Annotated in this window: 13 protein-coding genes; 7 read left to right on the top strand and 6 right to left on the bottom strand. The window is 65.1% G+C overall.

Features of this window, described 5'->3' with window-relative positions; all coding sequences use genetic code 11:
* Positions 1-83 precede the first annotated feature (83 nt).
* A complete protein-coding gene (locus tag C1D09_RS14230) occupies positions 84-1,292 on the bottom strand; it encodes an ROK family transcriptional regulator (protein WP_167514607.1) in 1,209 nt (402 codons plus the stop codon).
* A 184-nt stretch (positions 1,293-1,476) separates the two neighbouring features.
* Between C1D09_RS14230 and C1D09_RS14225 the strand changes: the two genes are divergently transcribed.
* The 7 genes from C1D09_RS14225 (at position 1,477) to C1D09_RS14195 (ending at position 8,428) form a co-directional block, all read left to right on the top strand.
* Entirely contained in the window at positions 1,477-2,730 is a 1,254-nt protein-coding gene (locus tag C1D09_RS14225) for an ABC transporter substrate-binding protein (protein WP_246135741.1), read from the top strand.
* A 65-nt stretch (positions 2,731-2,795) separates the two neighbouring features.
* Positions 2,796-3,731, top strand: coding sequence for a carbohydrate ABC transporter permease (locus C1D09_RS14220; RefSeq protein ID WP_143974914.1), 936 nt, complete (start codon positions 2,796-2,798; stop codon positions 3,729-3,731).
* Positions 3,724-4,632: a carbohydrate ABC transporter permease gene (locus tag C1D09_RS14215; RefSeq protein WP_143974913.1), complete on the top strand. Its 909-nt coding sequence runs from the start codon at positions 3,724-3,726 to the stop codon at positions 4,630-4,632. The genes C1D09_RS14220 and C1D09_RS14215 overlap by 8 nt, the downstream gene beginning before the upstream one ends.
* A gap of 67 nt (positions 4,633-4,699) precedes the next feature.
* On the top strand, positions 4,700-5,806 hold the full coding sequence (locus tag C1D09_RS14210) for an ABC transporter ATP-binding protein (protein ID WP_143974912.1): 1,107 nt from the start codon (positions 4,700-4,702) through the stop codon (positions 5,804-5,806).
* A 14-nt stretch (positions 5,807-5,820) separates the two neighbouring features.
* Positions 5,821-6,588: an SDR family NAD(P)-dependent oxidoreductase gene (locus C1D09_RS14205; RefSeq protein WP_143974911.1), complete on the top strand. Its 768-nt coding sequence runs from the start codon at positions 5,821-5,823 to the stop codon at positions 6,586-6,588.
* On the top strand, positions 6,585-7,616 hold the full coding sequence (locus tag C1D09_RS14200) for a sugar phosphate isomerase/epimerase family protein (RefSeq protein WP_246135740.1): 1,032 nt from the start codon (positions 6,585-6,587) through the stop codon (positions 7,614-7,616). The genes C1D09_RS14205 and C1D09_RS14200 overlap by 4 nt, the downstream gene beginning before the upstream one ends.
* The gene (locus C1D09_RS14195) at positions 7,616-8,428 is read left to right on the top strand and encodes an SDR family NAD(P)-dependent oxidoreductase (protein WP_143974909.1); all 813 of its coding nucleotides are present in this window, start codon (positions 7,616-7,618) and stop codon (positions 8,426-8,428) included. The genes C1D09_RS14200 and C1D09_RS14195 overlap by 1 nt, the downstream gene beginning before the upstream one ends.
* Here C1D09_RS14195 and C1D09_RS14190 read toward each other — a convergent pair.
* From C1D09_RS14190 to C1D09_RS14170, 5 genes are all read right to left on the bottom strand, one after another.
* Positions 8,409-8,591: a hypothetical protein gene (locus C1D09_RS14190; protein WP_143974908.1), complete on the bottom strand. Its 183-nt coding sequence runs from the start codon at positions 8,589-8,591 to the stop codon at positions 8,409-8,411. The two genes, C1D09_RS14195 and C1D09_RS14190, sit on opposite strands and share 20 nt — an antisense overlap.
* A gap of 2 nt (positions 8,592-8,593) precedes the next feature.
* Positions 8,594-10,327, bottom strand: coding sequence for a tetratricopeptide repeat protein (locus tag C1D09_RS14185; protein WP_143974907.1), 1,734 nt, complete (start codon positions 10,325-10,327; stop codon positions 8,594-8,596).
* Positions 10,328-10,373: 46 nt separating this feature from the next.
* The gene (locus C1D09_RS14180; protein WP_143974906.1) at positions 10,374-11,780 is read right to left on the bottom strand and encodes an HlyD family type I secretion periplasmic adaptor subunit; all 1,407 of its coding nucleotides are present in this window, start codon (positions 11,778-11,780) and stop codon (positions 10,374-10,376) included.
* Between the two features lie 30 nt (positions 11,781-11,810).
* The gene (locus tag C1D09_RS14175; protein ID WP_143974905.1) at positions 11,811-14,108 is read right to left on the bottom strand and encodes a peptidase domain-containing ABC transporter; all 2,298 of its coding nucleotides are present in this window, start codon (positions 14,106-14,108) and stop codon (positions 11,811-11,813) included.
* Positions 14,109-14,296: 188 nt separating this feature from the next.
* The coding region (locus tag C1D09_RS14170) for a collagen-like domain-containing protein (RefSeq protein ID WP_143974904.1) at positions 14,297-18,319 on the bottom strand (4,023 nt) is incomplete at its 5' end.

The following is an 18,319-nucleotide window of genomic DNA, read 5'->3' as shown; positions in this document are numbered from 1 at the left end:
AGGCAGGTCAAAGCCTGGATCGCCCGGTCGTCCGATAAAGACTGGCTTGCCCTCAAGGAAGGACGACAGCGGATCTTCAAACCTCAAGGGTCGCGGTCGCGACTTGACCCAAGCCGATCAGCCGAGAGTTCCTTCGTCTGGTGTCTCAGCACGAGGCCGACCGCGCCCAGCAATGCATCGTTCTCGGTGTGCTTGCCAACGATTATCCGCGTGCGAAGGGCCGGAGCGATATCGCGGGACTTGATGAGCGTGTGGCGTTCATAGGACGCGATCAGCGGCGTCAACAGAATGTCGCCCGCCAACGCCATCTGGCCCCCGATGATGATAAGCGGCGGATTGAGCACCGAGCCGATCAAGCCGAGACCGCGGCCGGCTATCTCGGCGGTATCCTCGATCATCCGCAACGCCCTGACGTCGCCCTCCTTGGCCATCATGATGACATCGTCCATGGTGACCTGCCGCCGCACGACACGCGAAATCTGTTCCAGTGGCCGGGCAAAACTCGCATAGAGCTCCAGGCATCCGCGATTGCCGCACCGACAAAGATCGCCGCCTGGATCGATGCTGATGTGCCCGAATTCGCCGGCGCCGCCGGCGATGCCCGTAACCAGCCGGCCATGCTGGACAATGGCGCCACCGACTCCCAGGTCGATCTTGAACAGCACGAAGTCGTCATGACCGACTGCAGCGCCCCACATCAGCTCCGCGATGGCCGAGCAGTTGCTCTCGTTGTCGGCGAAGATCGGCTGCTCAAGGACGGGTCCGAACACATCTCGTATGTTGACGCCGGCCCATGTTGGAACGATGCTCGCGCGCAGGACCACTCCATCGCGGCTGACAGGACCAGAGACGGAAATCCCAACCCCCAGGAGCCCCGCCATCGGCAGACCATTTTCCTCGTAAGATCGGGCAATTGCCGATTTGGCCACCTGGGCCGCCTGCTGCGGTTGATAGTCCAGTGCCATGGAAATGGTTTGTTCGGCAATGACGGAATGCGAGACATCGGCAACGATCAGCCGTATCTGCTGAAGCCCCAGGTGAATTCCGACGCAGGTACCCGCTGTCGGATTGAGCGTCACGGCCGCGGCCGGCCTGCCAATAGCTCTGATTCCCTCGCGACTGCTCGGGGCTTCGATCACCATGCCCGATTTTCTCAAGCCATTGAGCGCGGTTGAGACCGTCGAGCGCGCCAGCCCGGTGACGCGTGCGATCTGCGACGCCGAGAGGGCGCCGCGTTCACCCAGGCAGCGCACAATCATGCTCTCCGGCGACGCGGACGGCCTGTCGATCAACCAGGCTCTAAGCGAAGGTTTTGTCATGGACCAACATAAACATCGTTGACTGATAGCTCCAATATGTCATCTTGGAAAGAACTTGAGATTAACTCATCTCGCCGGCGGCGGCTTCAAACCGCGGCCATAAGCGGTCGATACGAACCGTACAACACCATATGGGAGTGAAACCATGAAATGCGTCATGACCGCCCTCGCGGCCGCCGTTGCGTGCACCTTTGCCGCCGGAGCAGCCTTCGCCGAGCCCAAGACGAACCTGCTGCACCAGTGGGCGACTGGATCGGACGCGCAGGCGATCGCCAAGCTCGGCGAGATGTTCACCGCCAAGGGCGGCAAATGGGAACAGACCTCGATCGCCGGTCACACGGCCAACACGCTGGCCAAGCTGCGCGCCGACGTGATCGCCGGCAATGCCCCACCCGCCGTGCAGCTGAAAGGTCCGGAAATCGCCGAGTGGAACAAGACCGGCATGACCGCTGATCTCGATGAGCTGGCGGCCTCGGAAGGATGGGAAAAAGTGGTCGCGCCGGAATTGCTTCCGGTGATGAAACCGACCGGCAAATGGGTCGCCGCCCCCATGAACATCCACCGCATCAACTGGCTTTGGGCCTCGCCGAAAGTCATGCAGGCCGCCGGCGTGACGGAAATGCCCAAGACCTGGGCCGAGTTCAATGCAGCTTGCGACAAGATCGTCGCCTCCGGCAAGATCTGCATCTCACATTCGACCGCCGACTGGACGGATTCGACGGTGTTCGAAGTCGTGCTCTACGGCCAGGACATCGATCTCTATCGCAAGGCCTTCGTCGAGGGCGATGTCGAATCCATGCGCAGCCCGGGGATGGTCAAGGCCTTCCAGCAGATGCGCCTGATGACGACCAAGTACATGGATCCGGGCATGGTTGGCCGCGACTGGGATTCGATGTCGGCGCTCGTGGGCAAGGGCGATGCCGCTTTCCATATCATGGGCGACTGGACGATCGGCCTGCTGACCGCCGCCGGCTTCAAGGAAGGCACCGACTATGTCTGCGCCCAGGCACCGACCGATTGGGGCAAACCCGGCTTCGTACTCAACTCGGACTCGGTCGTGTTCTTCAAGCAGAAGGAACAGGATTACATTGACGGCCAGAAGCTGCTTGCCAGCCTGATCCTGTCGCCCGACTTCCAGACTGTCTTCAACCAGGCCAAGGGCTCGATCCCCGCGCGCCTCGATATCGATCTTTCGAAGGGCTTCAATCCTTGCCAGCAGCTCTCGCAGAAGGATCTGCAGGCTTCCATCAAGGACGGCACGCTGGTCCGCTCGATGGCGCACAACATGACCATCCCGCAGAAGATGCGCGGTGCGATCATGGACGCCATTACCGAGTTCGTGGCGACGCCGGACATGTCACCCGAGGACGGCGCCAATGCGATGGCCGACGCTGCCGAAGCACAGAAGTAGACGGGAACGGCCGGGCGCAATTTCTATCGGCACCCGGCCATCCCCCATCCAGTTCCGCGCCGCAAATGTCAAACCACGACCTGATCCTGTCGACCCCGGCGGTCGCCCGCCCCTGGCGCGAGCGGCTGGGCTCCGCGATGCCCTTGCTGGTGCTCGGCCCCTCGCTTTTGGCGAGCTTCGTCTACGTCTTCGTGTTCACCGGCTGGACGCTCTACATCTCGCTCTCCAACTCCTCGCTGCTCCCGACCTACGGCTTCGTCGGTCTGGACAACTACGCGTCGCTGTGGGCGAACCGGCGCTGGAACATCGCTTACAATAACCTCTTTCTCTTCAGCGGTTTCTACATTGTCGGCTCGATGACGGTGGGACTGCTGCTGGCGATCCTGATCGACCAGCGTGTGCGCGGCGAAGCGGTCTGGCGCACGATATTTCTCTATCCGCTGGCCGTCTCCTTCATCGTCACCGGCACGGTCTGGAGTTGGCTCTACAACCCGACCGACGGTATCCAAGCGATGGTGCGCGGACTGGGCTGGACGAATTTCAGTTTCGCACTCGCCAGCGACCGACGCTATGCAATCTATGCGGTGATCATCACCGGCGTCTGGCAGTCCTCGGGCTTTGCCATGGCGCTCTTCCTGGCGGGTCTGCGCTCGGTCGATTCGGACCTCATCAAGGCCGCGCAGATCGACGGTGCATCGACCTTCCGCATCTATCGCAAAGTGCTTCTGCCAACGATTGCGCCGATCTTCCTGGCCGTCGCCGTCATCCAGATCCAATTCGCCATCAAGACCTTCGACCTCGTGGCGGCCCTCACGAAAGGGGGGCCAGGTATCTCGACCACGTTCCCTGCCATTTACGTCTATGACCTGATGTTCCAACGCGGCCAGATCGGCGAAGGCGCCGCGGCGGCCATCATGATGCTTGCCGCTCTTGCCGTGGTGCTGGTGCCGTATTCCTTCTGGGTGGTTTGGCGCCGGCGCAAGGAAGCCGGCCATGGCTGACGACGTCTCGCTGGACCAGATGCATGATCGTCACGCTGCCACAGTTGCGGCGCGCAGGCATTTCCTCACCCGCTTCGTCATCTATGGGCTGCTGGTTATCTTCGCGGCGATCTACCTGGTCCCGTTGCTGGTCGTGGTGCTCAATTCATTCCGCGATCAGCAGGAGATCGCGCGCAACGGGTTGATCTCGCTGCCACGCAGCTTCCGCCTCGAAGCCTGGGGCCAAGCCTGGAGCACATATTGCATCGGCGGCACCTGCGAGGGCATGCAGCGCAACTTTTACAACTCTCTGAAAATGACGATCCCGGCGACAATCATCTCGACGGTGGTCGGCGCGATGAACGGTTACATCTTGTCGAAATGGCGCTTCAAGGGCTCGGAAGCGCTGTTCACCTGCATGCTGCTCGGCGTCTTCATTCCGGGCCAGATTTCGTTGATGCCCTGGGCGTTCATCCTCGGCAATCTGGGCCTCAGCAATTCCACCTACGGGCTCATCGTCATCCACGTGATCCAGGGCATTTCGTTCACCACGCTGTTCTGCCGCAACTACTACGTCAGCATCCCCGACGACCTGATCAAGGCGGCACGCATCGACGGCGCGGGCTTCTGGCGCATCTTCCGCAAGATCATTCTCCCGCTCTCCTCACCGATCCTGATCGTCACGGTGATCTGGCAGTTCACCGGCATCTGGAACGAATATCTGTTCGGCGTCGTCTTCACCTCCGGGCAGCAACAGCCGATCACGGCCGCACTCGTCGCGCTGACGGCAAGCGGAACGAATGTGCGCGCCTACGATGTCATGAGCGCAGCCGTGCTGATCGGCGCGCTGCCACCGCTGCTGATCTATCTCTTCGGCGGCAAGTATTTCGTCCGCGGCCTGACCCAGGGCGCGATCAAGTGAGGCACGATCGAGTGAGCGGAACCTACCTCATGTCGCCAATAGCTTCACCCCGCAAGAAGGGCATCGCATGTCGACGTTGACCATCCGATCCCTGCGCAAGAACTACGGCTCGGTCGAGGTGCTGAAGGGCATCGATCTCGAGGCTCAGGACGGCGAGTTCATCGCTTTGGTCGGACCGTCCGGTTGCGGCAAGTCCACTTTGCTCGCGATGATCGCCGGGCTGGAAACCGTAACCTCCGGCGAGATCCGCATCGACGGCCGGCTGGTCAATTCGATTGCGCCCAAAGACCGCGACATCGCCATGGTGTTCCAGTCCTACGCGCTTTACCCGACGATGACGGTGCGCGAGAACATCACCTTCGGCATGGAAAGCCGCCGCGTGCCGAAGCCGCAGCAGGACGAGGCCGTCAAGCGGGTTGCAGCGTTCCTGCAGATCGAACCGCTGCTTAGGCGCAAGCCCGGACAGCTTTCGGGCGGCCAGCGCCAGCGTGTCGCGATGGGTCGGGCGCTGGTGCGTGATCCGAAACTGTTCCTGTTCGACGAGCCGCTCTCCAATCTCGACGCCAAGCTGCGCGTCGACATGCGTACCGAAATCAAGAAGCTGCATCACCGCGTCGGCAAGACGACGGTTTACGTCACGCATGATCAGGTCGAGGCGATGACGCTCGCCTCGCGCATCGCCGTGATGCATCAGGGCTCGGTCCAGCAATTCGAGGAGCCGGCCACGATCTACAACCGTCCGGCCAACATGTTCGTGGCGGGCTTCATGGGTTCGCCGGCGATGAATTTCTTGCCGGCCGAACTGAGCGAGGAAGGCGGCCGCCCGACCGCTGTCTTGCCGACCGTCGATGGCAAGACGGCCAGCCTGCCGATCGTCCAGGCGCTGCCGTCCGATACGCCGCGACAGCTCCTGCTCGGCATCCGGCCTGAGCACATCTACCGGTTTGATCCCGATCTTGCCCGTCGCAAGCCAAGCATCGCGCAAATCGATGCCGTGGTCGAACTGGTCGAGCCGACGGGTGCGGAGACCATGGCCGTTCTGCGCCTGGGGGGCAAGGAGGTCACCGGCCGTTTCGACCCCGACGGCACGCCTCGGATGGGTGAGACGGTGACGCTCGGCATCGACATGGCGCGCGCGTGCTTGTTCGATCCGACGACCCAACGCCTGATCTGAAGAGAGTTCCGCCTTTGCCCTTTGCCACCTATCCGAGCCTGGCCGACCGCGTCGTGCTGATTACCGGCGGCGCGTCTGGCATCGGCGCCGACACGGTTCGCGCCTTTGCCGCCAATGGCGCACGCGTCGCGTTTCTCGATCTGCAGCAGGAGGCCGGCGAAGAGCTCGCGCGAGAACTCGCCGCCATGGCGGCGCATCCGCCGCTATTCGTGCACTGCGACGTCACCGACATTCCCGCGCTCCAGGCTGCGATCGACACGGTGCGCGACCGCCTCGGATCCGTTGCGGTTCTCGTCAACAACGCCGCCGACGACAATCGCCACCCAGTCGCCGACGTGACGCAGGAGTACTGGGACCATGCTCAGGAGGTGAACCTCAGGCACCACTTCTTCGCCGCCCAAGCCGTGCATCCGCACATGAAGGAGCTGGGCTTTGGTTCGATCGTCAATTTTTCCTCGATCGCCTGGCGTTTCGGCGCGGCGGATATGGCACCCTATGCGACTGCCAAGGCTGCGGTGGTCGGGTTGACATTCGCGCTGGCGCGGGCGTTTGGCCCCGATAACATCCGCGTCAACGCCATCGAGCCGGGCGCCGTCATTACCGAGCGGCAACGGCAGCTTTGGTTCAAGACACAGGACTCGGTAGACCAGGTCGTGCAGCGCCAGATGATCCGCCGGGTTCTGCTGGGAGAAGAGATCGCGCGTACGGTGCTGTTCCTCGCTGCCGACGACAGCCGCATGATCACCAAGCAGTCGATCACCGTGGACGCCGGGCTGCGATGACGGCGAAACCCGAATCCAAGGATCGCGCCATGCTCCAGGTCGGCCTGAACCCCTACGGTCTGACCTATCATCTCGGCCTCCAGGCTCGCGGCACGCCACGCGCCAATCCCGAGCCGGCGGGCCTGGAGGGTTTCATCGCGCTTGCGACCGAGCTCGGCGCCAGGGTGCTGGAGATCTGGGTGCCATGGCTGGCGGAGCTTTCCGACGATGCGGTCATCGCGCTGCGCGACAGGCTCGCCGGCCTCGGCATCACCCCGATCGTCAGCGGCGGCCTTTTGGTCGGTGAACCGCTCGATGATGCCTTTCGGGCCGCGCGCCTGCTCAAGGCCAAGATCATCCGAACGGCCCTGACGCCGGTTCTGTGTGGCGACCGCAACGCTGCCGGCGAGAAATGGAGCGAGTTCGCCGGCATCATTCGCGCGAGATTACAGGAATGGGGTCCCCGCGCGATCGCCGAAGGCCATGTCCTTGCGATCGAAAACCACCAGGACTTCACTAGCCAGGAACTCGTCGATTTCTGCACGCTCGGCGGCGAAGGCGTCGGCGTCACCTTCGACACCGGCAACACATTCCCCGTCGGCGAAGCGCCGCTCGATTTTACGCGGCGGATCGCACCGCATGTCCGCCATGTCCACCTCAAGGACTACCGCGTACAGTTCACGACCGAAGGCTACAGGCTGATCCGCTGTGCCATCGGCGATGGAGCCGTGCCGTTTGCCGAGCTGTTGGCCATTCTTGCCGAACACCACGATCGCATGACCGCCGTTCTCGAGCCGGGCGCGTTGGAGGCGCGGCATGTCCGCTTTCTCAGCGACGACTGGTGGCACGGCTATCCGCCGAAGACGGCGCGCGAATTTGCCGCCTGCCTGCGGGCCGCGCAGCGCAATCGGTTGCCCGATGATGCCGACTACCGCACCCCGTGGGAGCGCGAAGCCGACGGCTCCCTCGTTTCCTATGAGCTCGACATGATCCGGCGCAGCGCCGCCAACATGCGCAACCTTGGTTTGATGAAAGTGGAGAAGATCTGATGACGGCACGTGAACTCGATGGATTGACCGCCTTCGTGACCGGCTCAGGCCGTGGCCTCGGTCGCGTGATGGCCGAGCGCCTGGCGGAGCTCGGCGCCAATGTCGCGATCCATGACATGGACGAAACAGCGCCGGCCAAATACGGCGAGTTCGCCAATCTCGCAGAGGTGGCCGAGCGCCTGAAGCGTCATGGCACGAAGGTCACAACGGTGACCGGCAACATTGGCGACCAAAAGGCGGTGGCCGAGATGAAGCGTAAGATCGAGGCCAATCTCGGCGACGTGCATGTGCTGGTCAATTGCGCCGGCGGCGACATCGGCGCCAAGGGTGGCAAGCCGAACCCGAACAACGCCCTCGACATCGAACTGGACGACATCCGTGTGCTCACCGAAAACAATCTGATCGGCACGATGCTGGTCTGCCAGGCCTTCGTGCCGCCCATGAAGCAGCGTGGCGGCGGCTCCGTCATCAACATCGCGTCGGCGGCAGCACATCTCGGCGTCTCACCCGAGGTTGTCTACTCGACGTTGAAGGCCGCGGTCGTGCATTACACGCGCTGCCTCGCCAAGGAACTGATCGACGACGGCGTGCGCATCAATGCGGTCAGCCCCGGCGCCACCAAGACGGCCCGGTTCCAGGCGACCCGGACGGTCGATCCGGCCCGCATGGATTCGAGCAAGAAGTCGCTGAACCGCTATGCGGAGCCGGAAGAGATCGCCGAGGCGGTGGCCTTTCTCGCCGGTCCGCGCGCGCGGTTCATCAACGGCCAGGTCATCCGCGTCGATGGTGGTTTCACCATCTTTCCAGGTTGAGCGGGCGCCGTTTGGCGACGTCCGCTTTTTTGATATGCGGCGCAAAGCGCTCGGCCTCATAGCCCGGCGCGCTGATGAAGGTCGGCTGAGTGCGCGAGGCATCGACGCGGCCGCGCAGTTGTAATGCGGTCAGGTGACGCAGCCGTTCGAGTATCTCGACCAATTTCAATCCGAAGCGAACTCGGCGAGTTCTTCGACAGCTTCTTGGATACCGTGCTCAGCAGATCGCTCGAGCCAAAGGCGACCGGCCACCAGGTCGTGCTCCCCGGCGAGACCTTTGGAGAGATAGCGCCCGAGCATGAGTTGGGCTTGGCCATGCCCATGCTCGGCGGCGGCCGCGAACCATTTCTGCGCCGCCGTTTGGTCGGCCGGCAGATCCTGGCCGGCCGCGTACAGCGCGCCAAGCGCAAACATCGCCCCGGCGTGGCCGTCTTCGGCCGCCCGCTTGAACAGCTCCATTGCGGTCTCTGGCGAGCGCGCGCCGCCGCGCCCATTGAGCAGCATCTCGGCAAGCGACACCTGAGCGTCAAGTACGCCGGCATTGGCCGCCCGCGCGAACCAGACGCGTGCCCGCGATGGGTCGGCCGCCACCCCGCGCCCATCCTGGAGGAGGCGGGCATACATATATTGCGCCTCGGGTACGCCTTCTGCCGCGCGCCTCAACCATAGCGCCGCTTGCCCCTCGTCCTGGCGGACGCCGACACCCTTGGCGAAGCAGAGCCCAAGATTGAATGCCGCGATCAGATCGCCCGATGTTGCGGCCGCCTCGAACCATCCGGCAACGCTTGTACGGTCGTCCGGCTCGCCGGCTCCGCCGAGGATGAGATTGGCGAGGTCGATCTGTGCGTCCTGATTGCCGCCATCCGCGGAGGTCCGCAGCAAGCGTGTTCCCTCTTCGACGTCCTTGGCCACGCCATTGCCCGTCAGGTAGAGAGACGCCAAGGCGCGGGCGGCGGCTTGGTGACCCGCTTCGGCCGCCCGCCGATACCAGGCCGCGGCCTCCGCATAATCCGGCGGCTGCGTTTTCGCATAGCGATCGCCGAGGAAATAGGCTGCCTCGATATTGCCGGCCAGGGCGGCACGCCGCATCCAGGCCTCTCCGGCGGCGGGATCATGGTCGACGAGCCCCCCCTCGATCAGCGCGAGTCCCAACCGGAACTGGGCGGAGGGAAGTCCCTTCTCCGCGGCGGCCTGATACAGTTGCGCGGCTGCAGCCATGTCGCGGGTTACGCCGAGCCCGTGCTCGGTAAGGACCGCGAGAAGATAGGTCGCGGTCGGAAGGCCGGCGTCGGCCGCGCGTCTTACCTCGCTCGCAATCCTGATCCGGTCTTCGCGTTTGCCACGCCGGGCGAACGATAGGGCAAGGCCGAGACACCCTTCGGCGCAGCCAGCCAGAGCCGACTTCTCATACCAGTGGTGCGCGGCATCCGCATCGCGCATTGGTTTGGGGCCGCTGGTAAGGATATAACCGAGGATCGCCTGTCCCGTCGCCGAGCCCCCCTCGGCCGCTTTGGTGGCGAGGTCAAGCGCTGCCGCGAAGTCAGGCTTGCCCGAGTAATCCCGTTCGAACAAGCGCTCCGACCCAGGGCCTTTGCCATCAGCTTCCGCCGGCGCTAGCCCGGTCACGTAGAGTGCGGCGAGGAGCGCCTGCGCTTCGGCGCTCCCGTGATTGGCCGCCTGCCGCAGCCACCGCGCGCCCTCCATGCGGCTCGCCGGTACGCCCGAACCTTCCAGATAGCAACGCGCGACCCGAAACTCGGCGTCGGCGATCCCGGCGCGCGCGGCGATCGCCATGAGCGGAAAGGCTTCAGCGGGTTTGCCGCCGTCGTAGAGATGGATCGCCCGGCGCAGGGCAACTCTCGGGTTGGCGAGACCAGTCAGCCGGTCCAGAATTGACATCGATCCAAGCCCTAGATTGTTCCGTTTGTCGCCTGTCGCGCTGCGCCTAAGGCTCCCGCATCGCTTCCTGCCCAATCGGGAGCATCACGCCAAGAATGTATTTGAGGACCGTGCGCCGGCCGACCTTGACGTCGGCGGTCACGGGCATGCCGGGGCTGACGGTGAAACCGGCGGGTACGCCGTGGAGGGCGACCTGGTCGATGGAAATGCGCGTGCGATAGAACGGCTCGGCGTCCGAAGGCAGCATGGCCAGAGAGCTATTTGGATCGCGTGCTTGCTCCTGGGCCGAGAACGAATCGGGGCTGAGCGCTCGCACGGTTCCATGAGCGAGACCGTATTGCGAATAGGGGAAGGTGTCGAACTTGATCACCACGGGATCGCCGACGTGCACAAAACCGCTGCTCCTGCCGATGATGTTCGTCTCGATCTCGAGCTGCGCGTTGGCCGGCACCAGCGTGATCAACCGCTCGCCTGACTGCAAGACCGAGCCGACCGAGACCTTCGCCACGGACTGGACGATTGCGTCTGCTTCGCTCCTCAACTCCACCAGCTGCTTGCGAAGCTTTGCCTTGTTGAGGAGTTCGCGGGCATCGGACATCCGCGAACTCGCCTCCGACAGGCCCTGTGAGACTTCCGCTCGCCAGCTTTGAATGTAGCCGTCGCGCTCGGCAGCCACTCCTGCCTGCTGACGCTTCGCGGCTTCCGCTGTCTGTTCGGCATTGCCGAGAGCTCGGGACATTTCCGCCGAATTGTCCTCGGCGAGAAGGGTATTGAGGCGGCTGCCGACCTCTCTTGCTTCCAGCTGCTTGCGCATCTGTTCGATTGAGGCCGCGACCGAGAGCCGCTGCCGGTAGCCAACGGCATCCGATTGAGCACGCGAGATCACGGAGCTGAGTTCATCGTGCTGCCGGTCGAAATTCTCCAGCTTGGCGTCGTAAACCGCCTTGCGGCGCTCGAAGATCGACGCCTGCAGGGTCCAGCTTGGGTCGAGACCATCATAGTTGAAGGCCTTGCCGTCGGCCTCCGCCTTCAACCGCGCCACTTCGGCTTCCAGCGTCGAAACCTGCATCGCCAACGACGTGAGGTCAGCTGAGGCAAAGGTCGCATCGAGGCGAGCAAGCAATTGACCAGCCTGCACGTGCTGTCCTTCCCGCACCTCGATCGAGCGGATGATCGCTGTCTCCAGTGGCTGCACGACGATGTTGGGCGACTGTGAGACCACGAGGCCTCTGGTCGTCACGACCTGATCGACCGGTATCAGCCCAGCCAGGGCAACCAAGGCGATGACCAGGCTCGAAATGATCCAGACGATTCCGCGCGCCGCACGCGGAATGGGTGCGTTGGCGACAGCCGTCGAAGGCCATTGGAATTCGAGTATGGCCGGCGTCGTCGGATCGCTGGCCTGCCTCCGATGCCAGCGCGCCGGGTGGGTGGTGAGCGAGGTGCTACTCATGGTACCGGACCCCTGCGAAGCGCGACATCGTCAAACCAATCGCGGCAAAACGGCGACCGGGCGGCCCTGGTGGCCGTCGAGGTGCCGGTTCTGCTGTGCCCACAACTGCCGATAGAGCGGGCATCGTTCGAGCAAGACTGCGTGCGGAGCGACGTCGAGAACCTTGCCCTGCTCCATGACCAAGATCTGGTCGCACTCCGTCAGCGAGGCGAGCCGATGCGAAACGATGATCATCGTGCGCCCAGTGGCGATACGCATGAGGTTGGCGCTGACGATGGCCTCGCTTTCCGGGTCGAGCGCGCTGGTCGCTTCGTCAAGGATGAGGATGGTCGGATCGTGGATCAGCGCGCGTGCGATCGCCAGCCGCTGCTTTTGACCGCCCGACAAATTGGGCGAACCTTCCTCGATGTAGGTGTCGTAGCCATTTGGCATGCGTTCGATGAATTCCTGGGCGCCGGCGAGGTGCGCGGCACGCATGGCATCGGAAAGCGTAAGGCCTGGACGCCCGGCGATGATGTTGTCGCGGATCGACCCGCGGAACAGGAAATTGTCCTGGAGGACCACGCCAAGCCCCTGGCGAAGATGGCGCAGGTTGATCTCCTTGAGGTCGACGCCATCAAGCTTGAGGAAACCACTGTAGTCGCGGTTGATCCCCTGCAAGAGGCGCGCGACTGTTGATTTTCCCGACCCGCTGCGCCCGACAATGCCGAACATGCTCCCTGCCGGGATGTCGAAGCTGATCCGATCGAGCGCCGGCGTCTTGGTGCCGATATAGCTGAACGTCAGATCGCTGAACTTGACCTCGCCGACGAGCTTTGGCCTGAGACCGATTGAATTCGAGCTGGCCTCCAAGGGCCGATTGAGGACGGACGCGGCTTCGCCGATCGCTGCACCGACCTCCTCGTAGTCTTCGACCAGCCGCGCCAGGCCAACCAGCGGCTGCGCGACGCGTTGGGAGATCATCATGAAGGCGAACAGGCTGCCGACCATATAGCCCGAACGATCATTCATCGCGAGATAGGCGCCGATCAGCATGGTGCCCAGCACCATCAGCCGTTCGATCGGCGTGACCAGGGTCTGCGGCCAGCTGGCGAGCTGCCCGAAGGCGAGACGCGCTTTTCCCGCTTCGGCCACCCGCTCGTCCCAGAGCGCCTTGCGTTGCGGCTCGAGGCCGAGTGCCTTCACCGTCTTGATGCCGACGACAGTCTCGCCGATCGCCGCCGACTTCCAGGTCTCGGCCTCTACCACCCGCTGGTACCGTCGACGCAGCGGCTTGAGGAATGCGAGGATGATCAGCAGGATGACGACCCCGCAGGCTACCACGACCCAAGCGAGCGTTGCGTTGATGTAGAACATCACGGGCAACAGTACGCAGAGCGTAATCAGATCCAGGAACGTGCTCAGCAGTTTTCCGGTCAGGAACTCGCGGATGCGGTAGACCTGGGCGAGATGGTACATCGTCTCGCCGGCGGGATGACGCTCGAAATAGTCGAGAGGCAGGCGCAGCAGCCGGCTGAAGACGTGCAATTGCAGCTTGGTGTCCAGACGAGCGCCGACGACGTTAATGATCAGCCGCCGCGCGTGCCCGAGCAACGTCTCGTAGGCGAAGACCACGGCGATGATGGCCGACAACAGGACGAGCGTCGAGATGCTGTTGAACTGCAGCACCTTGTTGACCAGCGTCATGACGATCAGCGGCGGCAAGATGGTAAGGACACTGAGCGTGAACGAGGCGATGGCGATGTCGCGCAGCGGCCGGCTTTCCAGCCGCACCAGCTGGGTGAGCCAGTGAAGGGTGAAGGGCGCATCCGCCGCGACCTGGGACCGTGTCGCGCGCAGCATTACCGCGTCGCCTGTCCACACCTGGGACAGGCGCAGTTCATCGACGGCGATGGCTTCGCCATCCTCGGGCGCGTCGGCGCTCTTCAGGAAGACGATATTGCGCTCGGCGCTTGCCCCGGTAAGGAGACCCGCGCCGCCATCGCTGAACAACAAGACGACCGGTCCGGCGTCCTGGAAGCGCAAGAGATGGGACCAGCGGATGCGGACGGCGCGTGACCACATGCCGGCGTTCTGCGCCCACTCCGAGAGATCGGCGGCGGTTGGAACAGCGGTCGCCGACCTGAATTCGGCCGGGTCGAGTTCGACGCCGTGATAGCGGGCGGCCTGCAATACTGCCTTGAGGCGCGGCCCGACCTGGTCGAGCTCGGCGGGACCGCCGGGTACCCTCGCCGTGTTCTGGCCGCCCGGCTGGCCCGCCGCGGCCTCGACGGCGCCGGCGCGGATCGAGTCCGGCTGGTTTTCGGCGTTTGCGGGGACGTTCACCATGGACTTCTCACCTGGTACGCAGGGCGAAACTTCAAGGACGGCCGGGCCTCGGCATTTCCGCCGAGGTTTCCCGGAGCGCCGCATTGTACTCCGAACTGGTCGAGCGCGCGACTCTCATGCCGCTTCCTGTCTCGAGATGATGAACGCTCGCCCGTTTTTCCGCCGGGGTCCTTCCTCAAGGTTCCTGCTCACTCGTGCGGCTTCAAGAGATCCTTCAGGGACGTCTTGACGGTGTGCTCGTTGCTGGCGTAGCCGGCGCCAGGCTTGGTCTGGTCCGAGGTGAGATCCGTGCTCGTCCCGGAGGGCTTGTTCTGGTTCTGACCAAATCCGCTGATCGTCTTGAGGACGCCGAGCAGATCTGTCGCCACCGACTTGGACGCCAGGCCGATCAGGTTGCGGAACGACGCTTGGTTGCCGTGATCACTGTCGCCGAGACCCGAACCCAGGAATTTCGCGGTGTCCTTGAGGCCGAGCGAGTCGGACGTGACATTGGCGGTCTTCTGGGTCGTCGTCGCCAGGGTCGTGGTTGACGGAGCAATCAAGCCGTTGTGACCGCTTGAGGGTCCGGTCGGACCGGCTGCCCCGGTCGGACCCGTCGGGCCCTTGGGCCCGGTGTCGCCCTTGGGTCCGGTTGCACCGGTTGCGCCAGTAGCACCTGTCGGGCCCTTCGGTCCGGTATCACCCTTGGGTCCGGTCGCACCGGTCGCGCCAGTAGCACCTGTCGCGCCCTTCGGCCCTGTGTCGCCCTTGGGTCCGGTCGCACCGGTCGAACCGGTCGCGCCTGTAGCACCTGTCGCGCCCTTCGGCCCCGTGTCGCCCTTGGGTCCGGTCGCACCGGTTGCGCCAGTAGCACCTGTCGCGCCCTTCGGCCCGGTGTCGCCCTTGGGTCCGGTCGCACCGGTTGCGCCGGTAGCACCTGTCGCGCCTTTCGGCCCGGTGTCGCCTTTGGGTCCGGTCGCACCGGTCGAACCGGTCGCGCCAGTAGCACCTGTCGCGCCCTTCGGCCCGGTATCGCCCTTCGGTCCGGTCGCACCGGTCGAACCGGTCGCACCAGTAGCACCTGTCACGCCCTTCGGCCCGGTATCACCCTTGGGTCCGGTCGCACCGGTTGCGCCGGTAGCACCTGTCGCGCCTTTCGGCCCGGTGTCACCTTTGGGTCCGGTCGCACCGGTCGAACCGGTCGAGCCAGTAGCACCTGTCGCGCCCTTCGGCCCGGTGTCGCCCTTGGGTCCGGTCGAACCGGTCGCACCAGTAGCACCTGTCACGCCCTTCGGCCCGGTATCACCCTTGGGTCCGGTTGCACCGGTCGAACCAGTAGCACCTGTCGCGCCTTTCGGCCCGGTGTCGCCTTTGGGTCCGGTCGCACCGGTCGAACCGGTCGCGCCAGTAGCACCTGTCGCGCCCTTCGGCCCGGTGTCGCCCTTGGGTCCGGTCGCACCGGTTGCGCCCGTTGTTCCGGTACCGCCGGTCGCGCCTGTGGCTCCAGTTGTCCCGGTATGGCCAGTCGCACCGGTCGAGCCAGTCGCACCTGTATCGCCGGTCGCGCCAGTGGCACCGGTTGCTCCCGTATCGCCCGCGGCTCCCGTGGCTCCGGTCGCTCCAGTCGAGCCGGTGGCGCCTGTATCGCCGGTCGCACCTGTGGCGCCTGTTGCGCCAGTTGAACCTGTAGCCCCGGTTGAACCTGTTGCTCCGGTGTCACCAGTTGCACCTGTGGCTCCGGTCGCTCCAGTCGAGCCCGTGGCACCCGTATCGCCAGTCGCACCGGTGGCTCCGGTTGAACCTGTTGCTCCGGTGTCACCAGTTGCACCTGTGGCACCCGTTGCGCCGGTCGAGCCCGTATCGCCAGTCGCACCGGTGGCTCCGGTTGCGCCAGGTGAGCCCGTGGCTCCGGTATTGCCGGTCTCACCAGTGGCGCCGGTTGCTCCGGTCGAGCCCGTTGCTCCGGTCGAACCCGTAGCGCCGGTATCACCGGTCGCACCTGTGGCGCCGGTATCACCGGTCGCACCTGTGGCGCCGGTAGCTCCGGTCGCACCTGTGGCGCCGGTAGCTCCAGTTGCGCCTGTGGCACCGGTATCGCCGGTCGCCCCTGTGGCGCCCGTATCGCCAGTCGCACCAGTGGCTCCGGTCGAGCCCGTGGCGCCTGTATCACCGGTTGCGCCTGTGGCGCCGGTTGCTCCGATCGAACCTGTGGCGCCCGTATCGCCGGTCGCGCCTGTGGCGCCGGTTGCTCCAGTATCGCCGGTCGCGCCTGTGGCGCCCGTTGCTCCGGTCGAACCCGTAGCGCCGGTATCGCCGGTCGCGCCCGTTGCGCCAGTTGAGCCTGTAGCCCCAGTTGAACCTGTTGCTCCGGTGTCACCAGTTGCACCGGTGGCACCGGTTGCGCCAGTGGCGCCGGTTGCTCCGGTCGAACCCGTAGCTCCGGTATCGCCGGTCGCACCAGTGGCGCCGGTGGCTCCGGTCGAGCCGGTGGCGCCCGTATCGCCGGTCGCACCTGTGGCTCCGGTTGCTCCAGTCGAGCCCGTGGCGCCCGTATCGCCGGTCGCGCCAGTGGCACCGGTGGCGCCAGTCGCACCCGTGGCCCCGGTATCGCCGGTCGCACCTGTGGCTCCGGTTGCTCCAGTCGAGCCCGTGGCGCCCGTATCGCCGGTCGCGCCAGTGGCACCGGTTGCCCCGGTCGAACCTGTGGCGCCCGTATCGCCAGTGTCACCGGTGGCGCCGGTCGACCCCGTGGCTCCGGTCGAGCCGGTGGCGCCAGTGGCACCGGTTGCCCCGGTCGAACCTGTGGCGCCCGTATCGCCGGTCGCGCCTGTGGCGCCGGTTGCTCCGGTCGAACCCTTAGCTCCAGTATCGCCGGTCGCGCCTGTGGCGCCGGTTGCTCCGGTCGAACCCGTAGCGCCGGTATCGCCGGTCGCGCCTGTGGCGCCGGTTGCTCCGGTCGAACCCGTAGCGCCGGTATCGCCGGTCGCGCCTGTGGCGCCCGTTGCGCCAGTTGAGCCTGTAGCCCCAGTTGAACCTGTTGCTCCGGTGTCACCAGTTGCACCGGTGGCACCGGTTGCGCCAGTGGCGCCGGTTGCTCCGGTCGAACCCGTAGCTCCGGTATCGCCGGTCGCGCCAGTGGCCCCAGTCGCACCCGTGGCCCCGGTATCGCCGGTCGCGCCTGTGGTGCCGGTTGCTCCAGTCGAGCCAGTGGCACCCGTATCGCCAGTCGCACCGGTGGCTCCGGTAGCGCCAGTTGAGCCCGTGGCTCCGGTATCGCCGGTCGCACCCGTGGCGCCAGTTGCTCCAGTCGAACCCGTGGCACCGGTATCGCCGGTTGCACCTGTGGCACCGGTTGCTCCGGTCGAACCCGTAGCGCCGGTGTCACCAGTTGCACCTGTGGCACCGGTTGCGCCAGTTGAGCCCGTGGCGCCTGTATCACCGGTCGCACCTGTGGCTCCGGTCGAGCCCGTGGCACCTGTATCGCCGGTTGCGCCAGTGTCGCCGGTAGCTCCAGTCGAGCCCGTGGTGCCCGTATCGCCAGTCGCACCAGTGGCTCCGGTCGAACCCGTAGCGCCGGTATCGCCGGTTGCGCCAGTATCGCCAGTCGCACCGGTGGCGCCTGTAGCTCCAGTCGAGCCTGTCGCTCCGGTCGAACCGGTGGCGCCAGTATCGCCAGTTGCTCCCGTGGCTCCGGTCGAACCCGTAGCGCCGGTATCACCGGTCGCACCTGTGGCGCCGGTGGCTCCGGTTGCGCCAGTTGAGCCCGTGGCTCCCGTATCGCCGGTCGCACCTGTGGCACCGGTTGCGCCAGTCGAGCCCGTGGCACCCGTATCGCCCGTGGCGCCCGTGGCGCCGGTATCGCCCGTGGCGCCTGTGGCACCGGTTGCTCCAGTCGAACCCGTGGCACCCGTATCGCCGGTCGCACCTGTGGCACCGGTTGCTCCGGTCGAACCCGTAGCGCCGGTGTCACCAGTTGCACCTGTGGCACCGGTTGCGCCAGTTGAGCCCGTGGCGCCTGTATCACCGGTTGCGCCCGTGGCGCCGGTTGCTCCAGTCGAGCCCGTGGCTCCGGTCGAGCCGGTGGCTCCAGTATCGCCGGTCGCACCTGTGGCACCGGTTGCTCCAGTCGAACCCGTGGCCCCGGTATCGCCGGTCGCACCTGTGGCGCCGGTTGCTCCGGTCGAACCCGTAGCGCCGGTATCGCCAGTCGCACCGGTGGCACCGGTTGCGCC

It is taken from the genome of Mesorhizobium intechi (assembly GCF_002879535.1).
GTDB lineage: Bacteria > Pseudomonadota > Alphaproteobacteria > Rhizobiales > Rhizobiaceae > Mesorhizobium > Mesorhizobium intechi.
Note: the sequence above shows the minus strand (reverse complement) of the source record. Positions and strands in the feature narration are given on the sequence as shown.